Genomic DNA, 11,072 nt, shown 5'->3' with positions numbered 1-11,072 from the left:
GGCGCTCAGGCCGCCAGCGCCTCGCATTGCGCGCGGCCGAACAGCAGGCGCTGGCGCATGGCGCCGACCGGCTCGCCGCTCTGGATCAGGTCGAAGTACCAGGGGCCGTCCTGCACGTCGCCGTACAGCACCGCGCCGACCAGGCGCCCGCCCTGCAGCACCAGCCGCTTGTAGACGCCGCGGCGCGCATCGCGCATGACCAGGTCTTCGCTGCCTTCGCCGCCGATGAAGTCGCCGGCGGAGTAAAGGTCCACGCCGGTCACCTTGAGCTTGGTCGCGGTGGCCTGCTGCACGTAGCGGCGGTGCCCGGCCCCGGCCAGGTGCGCGGCGGCCACGCGGGCCTGGTCCCAGATCGGCGCCACCAGGCCGAAGGTGGCTTGGCGGTGCTGCACGCATTCGCCCACGGCGTACACGCGCGGATCGAAGCTCTGCAGCGTATCGTCGACCACGATGGCGCGCTCGCAATGCAGGCCTGCCTGCCGGGCCAGCTCGATATTGGGGCGCACGCCGGCGGTCATGACCACCAGGTCGGCGGGAATGCTGGTGCCGTCCTTGAAGCATACGCCGGTGACGCGGTCCTCGCCCAGGATGCTGCTGGTATGGGCGTTGAGCAGGAACTGCAGGCCCTTGCGCTCGAGCGCCTGCTTGAGCAGTGCCGCGGCGGGTGCGTCGAGCTGGCGCTCCATCAGGCTGTCGGCCATGTGCACCACGCTCACTTCCATGCCCTGGCGCATCAGGCCGTTGGCGGCCTCCAGGCCGAGCAGGCCGCCGCCGATCACCACCGCGCGGCGGTGGTTGCGTGCGGCGGCCAGCATGGTTTCCACGTCCTGGATGTCGCGAAAGGCGATCACCCCGTCGAGCTGGTGGCCGGGCACCGGGATGATGAAGGGCTTGGAGCCGGTGGCCAGCAGCAGGCGGTCGTAGCGCACCTCGCGCCCGGATTGCGAGCGCACCAGCCGGCGCGGGCGGTCGATGGCCACCACCGGGTCGCCGGCCAGCAGCTCGATGCCGTTCTGCTCGTACCACTCGCGCGTGTTGAGCATGATGTCGGCGATGGTCTTCTCGCCGGCCAGCACCGGCGAGAGCAGGATGCGGTTGTAGTTGCCGTGCGGCTCGGCGCCGAACACGGTGATGTCGTAGAGATCGGGCGCCAGCTTGAGCAGCTCCTCGACCGTGCGCATGCCGGCCATGCCGTTGCCGACGACCACCAGGCGGGGCTTGTGGCCTGCACTGACGCGACCGGCACTCATGCGGCCACCCAGACCTTGCCGTCATGCACGCGGGCAGGGTAGGCCGCGACCGAGTGCTCCGGCGCTTCCAGGCATTCGCCGGTGCGCAGGTCGAAATGCTGCTTGTAGATCGGCGAGGCCACCACCACGCGCTCGCCCAGGCTGCCCACCAGGCCGCGCGACAGCACCGCGGCATTGGCGTTGGGGTCGTAGTTGGAGATGGCGTATACCTGATCGTCCGCGCCCGCGCCGATGCGGAACACGGCGATCTGTGCCTTGTCCACCAGCGCGCACACGCCGGTATTGGGCACGATGTCGCGCAGGGCGCAGATGGCGGTCCAGGTTTCGCTGTGGTGGGCTTGGCTCATGATGTTTTCCTTGGCGTTGGCGCGTTGGTTGTGGGGCACGGCCGGTCAGGCTGCCTTGACGATCACCGGGATCTGTTCGAGCCTGGAGCGATGCAAGATCCGTTCCTCGGGCGTGGCGGGGCGGATCTGGCCGCGCTCCTCCATGAAGACCAGGTTGTCGTCGCGCAGGTCGCTGTTGACGAAGTGGCGGAAGCGCTTGCGTGTTTCCGGGTTGGTCACGGCCAGCTTCCATTCGTCCTCGTAGGTGTCGACCACGTGCTGCATCTGGGCTTCGAGTTCTGCGCCGATGCCCAGGCTGTCTTCCAGCACCACGGCCTTGAGGTAGTCCAGGCCGCCTTCGAGGTTGTCGCGCCAGGTGCTGGTGCGCTGCAGGCGGTCCGCCGTGCGCACGTAGAACATCAGGAAGCGGTCCACGTAGCGCAGCAGCGTGGCGCGGTCCAGGTCGCTGGCCAGCAATTCGGCGTGGCGCGGCTTCATGCCGCCGTTGCCGCACACATAGAGGTTCCAGCCGCGCTCGGTGGCGATGATGCCCACGTCCTTGCCCTGCGCCTCGGCGCATTCGCGGGTGCAGCCGGAGACGCCGAACTTGATCTTGTGCGGGGCGCGCAGGCCCTTGTAGCGGTTCTCGATCTCGATGGCCAGGCCAACCGAGTCGTCCACCCCATAGCGGCACCAGGTCGAGCCCACGCACGACTTCACGGTGCGCAGCGACTTGCCGTAGGCATGGCCGGATTCGAAGCCGGCCGCGATCAGCTCTTCCCAGATCATCGGCAGCTCTTCCACGCGCGCGCCGAACATGTCGACGCGGGCGCCGCCGGTGATCTTGGTGTACAGGCCGTATTTCTTGGCGACCTGGCCCACCGCGATCAGGCCGTCGGGCGTGACTTCGCCGCCCGGCATGCGCGGCACCACCGAGTAGGTGCCGTCTTTCTGGATATTGCCCAGGAAGTAATCGTTCGAGTCCTGCAGGCTGGCGTGCTCTTCCTTGAGCACGAACTCGTTCCAGCACGAGGCCAGGATGCTCGCCACGGTCGGCTTGCAGACGTCGCAGCCCAGGCCCGTGCCGTGCGCCGCCAGCAGCTCGCCGAAGGTCTTGAAGCCACCCACGCGCACCAGGTGGTAGAGCTCCTGGCGCGAGTAGGCGAAGTGTTCGCACAGGTGGTTGTTCACCGCCAGGCCCTGCTTCTTCATCTCGGCCTTCATCACCTGCGTGACCAGCGGCACACAGCCGCCGCAGGTGCTGCCGGCCTTGGTGCAGCTCTTGAGCGCGCCGATGGTGGTGGCGCCGTCGCGCACGGCAGCGCAGATGTCGCCCTTGGAGACGTTGTTGCACGAGCAGATCTGCGCCGCATCGGGCAGCGCGTCGGCGCCCAGGCCCGGCTTGGCCTGGCCGTCGGAAGCCGGCAGGATCAGGAATTCGGGCGACTCGGGCAGCTCGATCTTGTTGAGCATCATCTGCAGCAGCGTGCCGTATTCCTCGGCGTCGCCCACGAGCACGCCGCCCAGCAGGTACTTGCCGCAATCGGACACCACCAGCTTCTTGTAGACCTGCTTGCGCTCGTCGGTGAACTGGTAGGCACGGCTGCCGGGGGCATTGCCATGCGGGTCGCCAAGGCTGGCCACGTCCACGCCCATCAGCTTGAGTTTGGTGCTCATGTCGGCGCCCGCGAACTCGGCCTGGTGGCCCAGCAGGTGCTTGGCCGCCACGCGCGCCATGTCGTAGCCGGGTGCGACCAGGCCGTAGATCTTGCCTTGCCACAGCGCGCATTCGCCAATGGCGTAGACGTCCGGGTCCGAGGTCAGGCACTGGTTGTCCACGGCGATGCCGCCGCGCTCGCCCACGGCCAGGCCGGCCGCGCGCGCCAGTTCGTCGCGTGGGCGGATGCCGGCCGAAAAGACGATCATGTCGGTTTCGAGGTGGCTGCCATCGGCGAAGTTCATGCGATGGGTGCCTTGCTCGCCGTCGACGATCTCCACGGTGTTCTTGCGCGTGTGCGTGGTGACGCCCAGGTCTTCGATCTTCCGGCGCAGCATCTCGCCGCCGCCGTCATCCACCTGCACGGCCATCAGGCGCGGGGCGAATTCCACCACATGGGTCTGCAGGCCCAGGTCGCGCAGCGCCTTGGCGCATTCCAGGCCGAGCAGCCCGCCGCCCACCACCACGCCGGTCTTCGAGCGGGCGCCGCATTCCTGCATGGCTTCCAGGTCTTCGATGGTGCGGTAGACGAAGCAATCCTTGCGGTCCTTGCCCGGCAGCTGCGGCACGAAGGGGTAGGAGCCGGTGGCGATGATGAGCTTGTCGTAGGACAGGGTCTCGCCGTTGGACACCGTGACCGTCCTGGCCGCGCGGTCGATGACGGTGGCGCGGGCGTTCAGGCGCAGCAGCATGTTGCTGCGCTCGAAGAAGCCGGCTTCCACCAGGGACAGATCCTCGGCGGTCTTGCCGGCGAAGAATTCCGAGAGGTGCACGCGGTCGTAGGCCGGGCGCGGCTCCTCGCACAGGACGGTGACCTCCAGGTCTTGCGAACCGGCTTCGGCCAGGCATTCCAGGAATTTGTGGCCGACCATGCCGTGGCCGATGATGATCAGTTTCATGATGGTTTCCTTGTTCTGTGGGGCCGGGGAGCCGTGGCCGTGCTGTGCTGTGTTTTCTGGGACCGAATTCGTTGCGGCGGCGGCTCAGGAGTTGGAGCCGGCCAGTGCGCTGTCGAACAGGGCTTGCTCGCTGGCCTTGTGTTCGGCCGAGAAGCGCACGGCGATCGCGCACAGGGCCGAGACGATGGCCGCCGCGCCGAGCACGGTGAGCGTCTGCTGCAGGTTGCCGCCCAGGCCCTTCATCAGGAACCCGGCCGCCACCGCGCCCACATTGCCGCCGGCGCCAATGATCCCGGCCACGCCGCCGAGCGCCTTGCGGTCGATGAAGGGCACCAGCGCGTAGGTGGCGCCGCAGGCCATGTGGGTGAACAGGCCGAAGCCCAGCATGGCCACCACGGCCGCCGCCACGCTGTGGGCCTGTGCGAACCACAGCAGGCCCAGGCCTTCGCCGAGGATCAGCACGAACAGCAGGGTGGAGCGCGCATCCAGGCCGCGGCGCAGGGCTGCCTTGTCCGACAGCCAGCCGCCCAGGGCGCGGGCGAACAGCGCGAGCAGGCCGAAGCTGGCGGCGGCCAGGCCGGCGCTGCTGAGCGACAGGCCGAAGTGGTCCACGTAATAGGTGGCGGCCACGTTGTGGATGAAGATCTCCACGCCGAAGCAGGCGCCGTAGGTGATGAACAGCATCCAGACGCGGTAGTTGGCGCTGGCGGCCTTGAAACTGGCCCAGCCGCCTTTCTTGCCGCTGTCCACGCTGATGCCTTGCTTGCGCAGGTCGGCGAAATCGCCTTGCGGGCAGTCCTGGGTGAACTTCCAGTAGAGCACCGCCATGATCAGCATCAGCACGCCCGGCACCAGCAGCGCGAGGCGCCAGCCCATGGCGTGGTTCACGCCCAGCATCAGGATCGCGCCCAGCAGCAGCGGCATCATGGCCTGCGCGGCGCCGCCGCCGGCATTGCCCCAGCCCGCGGCCGCGGCGTTGGCCGTGCCCACCACGTTGGGGGCGAACATCACCGAGGTGTGGTACTGCGTGATGACGAAACTCGCGCCCACCGCGCCGATCAGCAGGCGGAAGAACAGGAAGGTCTCGTAGCTCTGCGCCATCGCCACGCCGAGCACGGGAATCGCGCCGAGCGCCAGCAGGCCGGTATAGGTGCGGCGCGGGCCGAAGCGGTCGCACAGCGGGCCGAYGACCAGGCGCACGAGGATGGTCACCGCGACCGCGGCAATATTGATATTGGCGATCTGGCCGGGAGTCAGGCCAAATTCACCCTTGAGCACCGGCATCAGCGGCGCGCACGCGAACCACGCGAAAAAGCACACGAAAAACGCCATCCAGGTCAGGTGGAAGGCGCGCATCTGCGGGGTGCGCAGGCTTAGCAGTTCGATGCGGGTGGCTTTGCCGGTCATCATGGCTCCAGAAAAACAAAGGGCGTCCCGCGAACCGGTCATGAAGACCGGTCAGGGGACGCCGTTGTCCTGGCGGCAGCGATAAAGACCGCTGCCGCCGCGTATGGGGTGAGCGGGCCGCCGTTGGTCCGCTCGCGTTCTATTGAGCAAGCGCTGTGCCAGCGGCGGATGTGATGGCGAGCGGGGGTTTTGGCGGGAAAGGCGCCTTCAGCGGCGGCGAAGATGCGCCGCGTTGGGGCAATTGCTTCGGCGCAGCACGTTCATGGTGCAGTGCGGTGGGCGAGGGCGGTGCGCGCCGGCGAACCCAAGCTGGTGCATGGGCCGGCGTCGCCGGGGCGCGCTAGGCGCGGGTCGGGCCGGCCGCCAGGGCGGCGTTTTTGCCGTCGGCGGCGGGATTGTCCTCGCGTTGCACGCGGGTGATGGCGATATCGTTGGGTCGCACCAGCTCGTCCGCGTCGTCCACGAGCGCGGCGCGCACCCGGCGGCCTGCGGGCGTGAGCAGTTCCACCGGGCCCTGGCCGCAGGGCGCCAGGTGGCGGTCGCCCCATTGCATCAGGCCCACGATCACGGGAATCAGCTCCACCGCGGCGCGGGTAGGGCGATATTCGAAGCGCTCCCGCTCGCCTGGCTCGCGGTAGCTGACCTTGCGCAGGATGCCGGCCTCGCTCAGCGTCTTGAGCCGCGCGGAGAGCACGGCGGGCGAGCACTGCAGGCGTTCGAGGAAGTCGTCGAAGCGGCGGATGCCGTGAAACACGTCACGCAAGATCAGGATCGTCCACTTCTCGCCGACAAGGCCGAGCGTGGCAGCGATCGAACAGTTCTGGAGTTCTTCGGCATTGAGGCGCATGGGACCAGCATAGCAGCCTGACTTCATTTGCAAAAGTCAGGGTATAGCCTATACTCCTAACTACGAAAACTGTAGTCAGGAGCCGGTGATGCCGTCGTCACAAGATTCGAATGCCCACGCCGGCTGCYCGGAATGCGCGCAAGCCTGGATGCTGGCCGGGGGCGAACGGGTCGTGGTGCGCGCCGTGCGCGCGGCCGACGCGGAGCGCGAGCGCGCCTTCGTCCAGGCCCTGTCGCGTGAAAGCCGTTACTACCGCTTCCTGACCGGCGGGCGCATTTCGGACGAGGTGATCAGCCGTTTTGTCGAGAACGATGCCGGCCTGGCGCTGGTGGTGACGGCGCAAATCGATGGCGCGCCCGTGATCGTGGCCAACGGCAATTACGTGGTGACGCACGGCGGGGTGGCTGAGTTCGCCGTGGCGGTGGCCGACGACTGGCAGGGCAAGGGCCTGGGCCGCCGGCTGATCTCGCGCCTGCGTGATGCCGCCGCTGCCGCGGGCCTGCGCCTGCTGCGTGGCGACGTGCTCAGCGAGAACCGCCGCATGCTGGCGCTGATGCGCGAATTCGGCTTCTCCAGCCGGCGCAACCCTGAAGACAATCTGCTGCACGAGGTGAGCCTGGTGCTGCGCGCCTCTGTCTTCACGGACGCGGTGCCCGCCACCGCCCGCGCGGCGGACTGAATTCCCGGCCTAGGCTTCGGCGGTGCCGCGCTTGCGCGTGCCAGCCGTGGCGGTGCAGCCCACCGATGCGATGATGATGCTGGCGATGGCCAGCCATTGCTGCGTGTTCAGTGTCTCGTGCAGGAACACCAGCCCGGCCAGCGCGCCCATCGCCGGCTCCATGCTCAGCAGGATGCCGAAGGTCCGGCGAGGCAGGCGCTTGAGCGCCACCATTTCCAGCGAATAGGGAATCGCGCTGGATAGCAGCCCCACCGCCAGCCCCGCCAGCAGCAGCGCGGGGCTGAACATGGCCGTGCCCGCATGCGCCAGCCCGAAGGGCAGCACCACCAGCGCCGCCATGGTCAGCCCCAGCGAGGTAGCCTGGCCACCGTGCGCATTGCCGGCCATCTGGCCGAAGATGATGTACAGCGCCCAGCCCACGCCCGCTGCCAGCGCATAGCCGATGCCCACCGGGTCCAGCACGGCCACGTTCTGCCCGAGCGGCAACAGCAGCAGCAAGCCTGCCACCGCAAAGGCAATCCAGAGAAAGTCGATGGCCCGCCGCGACGAGGACACCGCCACCGCCAGCGGCCCGGTGAACTCGACGGCGATCGCCAGCCCGAGCGGCACCGTGCGCAGCGACATATAGAACAGCAGGTTGGTCGCGCCCAGCGCCGCGCCATACAGTGCGATCACGCGCGCATTGGCCAGGCTCAGCGGCATCCGCCACGGACGCCACACGCACAGCAGGATCAAGGCCGAGAAACTCACGCGCAGCGCGGTGGTGCCCTGGGCGCCGAGCGCGGCGAACAGGCTCTTGGCAAACGAGGTACCGATGCAAAGCGATGCCATGGACCCGATCAGCGCCAGCACGGCGATCAGGGTTGCACTCTGTTTCAGGCGGTTCAGCGGCAATTGGGGCTCTCAGGCGGGGGAGGTGCCGGCAGCTTGCGGCGCCGGCGAGCCCAGCATCTTGAACGATCTGGCGGCGAATGGCTAGGCCGCCGGTGCGCGGGCATCCCGCGTGGTGGTCATGCGGCGCAGCTATCCGGCCGCGCGCGGCTTCGATCTGGCGCATCCGCATGTGCTGGTGTCGGGCCGCGGCGATATCCACTGCCCGCTCGACGATGCGCTGGCGGCACGGGGCGTGGCGCGGCGCAGAAAAAGGGCCCGGGCGCCGCATCGTGGATGCCAACGATGATCCTTGGCAGCTTGCCCAAACGCTGATCCGGGAGCCGGCAGGCGTGCAACAGGATGCTTTGGCGCGGCGCGAGGTTTGCAGCGGGCCCAAGCGCTGTCTATGGTGGTGGAGGGCGCCGGCCCGGCTCGCCGGCGCGCCGGCATGCGCCAGGTTCGCATCCGTTCGCATCCGCTCGCATTCGCTCGCAACCGTTCCGTCTCCAGGAGAACCAGCATGGCATCGTCCGCTTCCCCCCGACGCGTCGTGATCACCGGCGCGGCCGGCGCGCTCGGCCGCGCCGTCACCGAGGCGTTCGCCGACGAAGGGGCGCGCCTGGCCCTGATCGACCGCGACGCCGAAGCCTTGCGAGCCCATGCGCCGGTGGCGCAGGCCGCCGACTGGCACTTGCTGCTGGCAGCCGACGTCACCTCGCCGGACAGCATGGCCGAAGCCGCGCGCGGCATTCTCGATGCCTTCGGCGGCATCGATGTCCTGGTCCACGTGGCCGGCGGCTTCGAGATGGGCGAGCCCACGCACGCGCTGAGCCGCGAGTCGTGGCTGCGCATGATGGACCTCAACGCATGGTCGCTGGTCGCGGTGACGCAGCACTTCATTCCCGCCATGCTCGCGCAGCACGCCGGCAAGGTCGTCGCCGTCTCGGCCCGGGGCGCGGTGCACGGCACCGCCGCGATGGGCGCCTACGCTGCCTCCAAGAGCGCGCTGCAGCGCCTGGTGGAAAGCCTGTCGCACGAAGTCCGGCAGGCCGGCATCAACGTCAACAGCATCGCGCCGAGCATGCTCGACACGCCCGCCAACCGGCGCGCCATGCCACATGCCGATACGGCGGCCTGGGTATCGACCGCAGCGGCGGCTCGCGCGGTAGCTTACCTGGCGTCTGACGGCGCGCAGGCCATCCATGGCCAGCATCTGGTGCTGGATGGGTTGAGCTGAAGCGGCGGCATCCCCGTCTGCGCCCTGGCACGGTGGCGCACGCAAAGCCTCATTTGCGCCCGGTCGCCGCGATACCCGCAGCGGGCCTCCCGCCGGCGTCTACCGCCGCGCCTGCGCGCGGCTACGCGCGCCCGCGCCGCGCCAGTGGCAGCGTCGCCAGCCGCGCCAGCACCACGGCGCGCATGCCTTCCGGTGCCGGCAGCGAGTCCAGCAAGGCCGGCCAGCGCTCATGCGCCATGGCGACCGCGTCTTTCACCGCGGCGGTGGCGATGCGCTCGGCGATCCTGGCTTCGCGCGCGAAGTCGCGGTAGGTCTGCAGGGTCTGTTCGCGCTGCAGGCGGTCGATGGCGACGTTCTGGCCGAAGCCGGCAAAGCCGGGCAGGGCGGCCACGCTGACGATATCGTAGGCGGGAGACAACTCGGGGGCGACGCCGTTGCGGTAGAGGAAGGAGAAATTCTTCAGGTGGGCGTCGCTGTTGCCAAGCAGCGTGTTGACGGCCTGGCGGATGAAGAACTGGCGTACGTCCTCGATGCCCCGCACGCTAAGCCGTTCCAGCAGTTGCACCAGCGCGGCGTAGGCATCGTGGCCGGCGTATTTGCGGCTGGGCATGCGCGTCAGCAGCTGGCAGCCGTCCTCGGCGTGCACGCGGCCGCCCGGCTCGCGGTCGAAGCGGTCCACGGCGAGGAAATGCAGGTGCGCGCCGAGCGCCTCTGCCAGGCCGTCGACTTCGATGGCGGCCAGTGGCACGGGCCGGCAGGGCGCCACCGCCACGCCGGCGGCCTGCGCCAGCTGCATCGATACATATTCGTTGAAAATCTGGCTGTCGTCGTTGCGCGCGGGCAGCTTGGCGATCAGGTCGGAGAGGTGGCCGTGGGTGGGCAGCGTGTAGCGCTTGCCGGTGTGCGCGGTGGACAGCGCAAGCTTGTTCTGCACGCCCGAAACCGAGGCCGCGCCTTCGGTGGCGCCTTCGATCACGGCAATCTCGAGATTGTCTGCGCCGCCGGTCACGCCCACGGTGCGCACATGCTCCGGCAGCGCGTCGATGGGCGCCGGGCGCACCACCACCGCGCCGGGCAGGTCGTCGCCGGCGGCGGCCAGGATGCCGAAGTCGTCGCGGTCCTCCGCGTGCTGGCGGGTGGCTTCCAGGCGCTTGCGCAACTCGCTCTCGGGCAGCAGGCCCGCGAAGTAGGGCGGCAGTGCGCCGTTGGTGTTGTAAAGCGCCGGATGAAAAGGATTGGACAGTACCGTGGCGGTCAGCGCTTCGTTGCCCGGGAAGGTCAGCGACAGGCTCAGCGTGGGCCGCAGCGCATCGCCGCGGAACGCCTCGGCCGGCACGAAGCGGCAGGTACGCCCGACCTCGCACAAGTGTCCGCACAGCACACCGTGCAGATGCACTTCCAGATAGCGCGGCCGCAGTCCGGCACTCACGAATCCTGCTCCAGGAACATTTCCACGGAAGTCCTGGCCTCGCGGTCGGGGCCACTGTCCTTGCCCTCGAGCAGGCGCCGCACGGCCAGCAGATGCTCGCGCGGCACCAGCACCCATTCCGCATCGAGCGCCGCGCCCACCGCCGCCAGCGTGGAGGCGCGCACATCGTTCCTGCCACTGAGCGCCGTGGTCAGGTTCGATGGCGCCATGCCGATCAGCCGGGCGACGTCGACCAGCGACGCCTTGCGCGCGGCGCGGCGCGCCTGAAGTTGTTCATAGAATGATGCCATGACATAGTTATAGGCAAAAATATATGAAATAGCATAACAGATCGCTTGGTATAGCTATGATATCTCATAATATTTTTGTAAAAACTATGTCATGGCATATTGATGCAAGTGCCTTATT

The 11,072-nt window shown here is 68.4% G+C and carries 10 protein-coding genes; 2 read left to right on the top strand and 8 right to left on the bottom strand.

What is annotated here, in order from left to right:
- Positions 1-5: 5 nt before the first annotated feature.
- From AC1DK4_RS00520 to AC1DK4_RS00500, 5 genes are all read right to left on the bottom strand, one after another.
- Positions 6-1,250 (bottom strand): NAD(P)/FAD-dependent oxidoreductase, encoded by a 1,245-nt coding sequence (locus AC1DK4_RS00520; protein WP_441614954.1) that lies wholly within the window; start codon positions 1,248-1,250, stop codon positions 6-8.
- Complete coding sequence (gene nirD, locus AC1DK4_RS00515; protein WP_441614952.1) at positions 1,247-1,597, bottom strand: nitrite reductase small subunit NirD; 351 nt, start codon at positions 1,595-1,597, stop codon at positions 1,247-1,249. Before nirD ends, AC1DK4_RS00520 begins: the two co-directional genes overlap by 4 nt.
- Before the next feature lie 45 nt (positions 1,598-1,642).
- Positions 1,643-4,192 carry a nitrite reductase large subunit NirB gene (gene nirB, locus AC1DK4_RS00510; RefSeq protein ID WP_441614950.1) on the bottom strand — a complete coding sequence of 850 codons (2,550 nt, stop codon included), beginning with the start codon at positions 4,190-4,192 and terminating at the stop codon, positions 1,643-1,645.
- Between the two features lie 84 nt (positions 4,193-4,276).
- Complete coding sequence (locus AC1DK4_RS00505) at positions 4,277-5,599, bottom strand: MFS transporter (protein WP_477131372.1); 1,323 nt, start codon at positions 5,597-5,599, stop codon at positions 4,277-4,279.
- A 340-nt stretch (positions 5,600-5,939) separates the two neighbouring features.
- On the bottom strand, positions 5,940-6,446 hold the full coding sequence (locus AC1DK4_RS00500) for a winged helix-turn-helix transcriptional regulator (protein WP_441614948.1): 507 nt from the start codon (positions 6,444-6,446) through the stop codon (positions 5,940-5,942).
- Between the two features lie 88 nt (positions 6,447-6,534).
- Between AC1DK4_RS00500 and AC1DK4_RS00495 the strand changes: the two genes are divergently transcribed.
- Positions 6,535-7,125, top strand: a complete 591-nt coding sequence (locus AC1DK4_RS00495; protein ID WP_477131356.1) for an N-acetyltransferase family protein — start codon at positions 6,535-6,537, stop codon at positions 7,123-7,125.
- A gap of 9 nt (positions 7,126-7,134) precedes the next feature.
- Here AC1DK4_RS00495 and AC1DK4_RS00490 read toward each other — a convergent pair whose 3' ends face one another.
- A complete protein-coding gene (locus AC1DK4_RS00490) occupies positions 7,135-8,019 on the bottom strand; it encodes an EamA family transporter (RefSeq protein ID WP_441614945.1) in 885 nt (294 codons plus the stop codon).
- Positions 8,020-8,518: 499 nt separating this feature from the next.
- Here AC1DK4_RS00490 and AC1DK4_RS00485 point away from each other — a divergent pair, with 499 nt between their 5' ends.
- Positions 8,519-9,235, top strand: a complete 717-nt coding sequence (locus tag AC1DK4_RS00485) for an SDR family NAD(P)-dependent oxidoreductase (RefSeq protein WP_441614943.1) — start codon at positions 8,519-8,521, stop codon at positions 9,233-9,235.
- Between the two features lie 121 nt (positions 9,236-9,356).
- Here AC1DK4_RS00485 and AC1DK4_RS00480 read toward each other — a convergent pair whose 3' ends face one another.
- Together AC1DK4_RS00480 and AC1DK4_RS00475 are read right to left on the bottom strand one after the other, a co-directional pair.
- Entirely contained in the window at positions 9,357-10,664 is a 1,308-nt protein-coding gene (locus tag AC1DK4_RS00480; protein WP_441614942.1) for a type II toxin-antitoxin system HipA family toxin, read from the bottom strand.
- Complete coding sequence (locus AC1DK4_RS00475) at positions 10,661-10,954, bottom strand: helix-turn-helix domain-containing protein (protein WP_441614940.1); 294 nt, start codon at positions 10,952-10,954, stop codon at positions 10,661-10,663. The genes AC1DK4_RS00480 and AC1DK4_RS00475 overlap by 4 nt, the downstream gene beginning before the upstream one ends.
- Positions 10,955-11,072 lie beyond the last annotated feature (118 nt).

It is taken from the genome of Cupriavidus sp. 05N38 (assembly GCF_056397345.1).
Note: the sequence above shows the minus strand (reverse complement) of the source record. Positions and strands in the feature narration are given on the sequence as shown.

Excerpts from the sequence above, each read along its gene's own strand:
- AC1DK4_RS00520 (WP_441614954.1), bottom strand. The coding sequence starts at position 1,250 with ATGAGTGCCGGTCGCGTCAGTGCAGGCCACAAGCCCCGCCTGGTGGTC.
- nirD (WP_441614952.1), bottom strand. The coding sequence starts at position 1,597 with ATGAGCCAAGCCCACCACAGCGAAACCTGGACCGCCATCTGCGCCCTG.
- nirB (WP_441614950.1), bottom strand. The coding sequence starts at position 4,192 with ATGAAACTGATCATCATCGGCCACGGCATGGTCGGCCACAAATTCCTG.
- AC1DK4_RS00500 (WP_441614948.1), bottom strand. The coding sequence starts at position 6,446 with ATGCGCCTCAATGCCGAAGAACTCCAGAACTGTTCGATCGCTGCCACG.
- AC1DK4_RS00485 (WP_441614943.1), top strand. The coding sequence starts at position 8,519 with ATGGCATCGTCCGCTTCCCCCCGACGCGTCGTGATCACCGGCGCGGCC.
- AC1DK4_RS00475 (WP_441614940.1), bottom strand. The coding sequence starts at position 10,954 with ATGGCATCATTCTATGAACAACTTCAGGCGCGCCGCGCCGCGCGCAAG.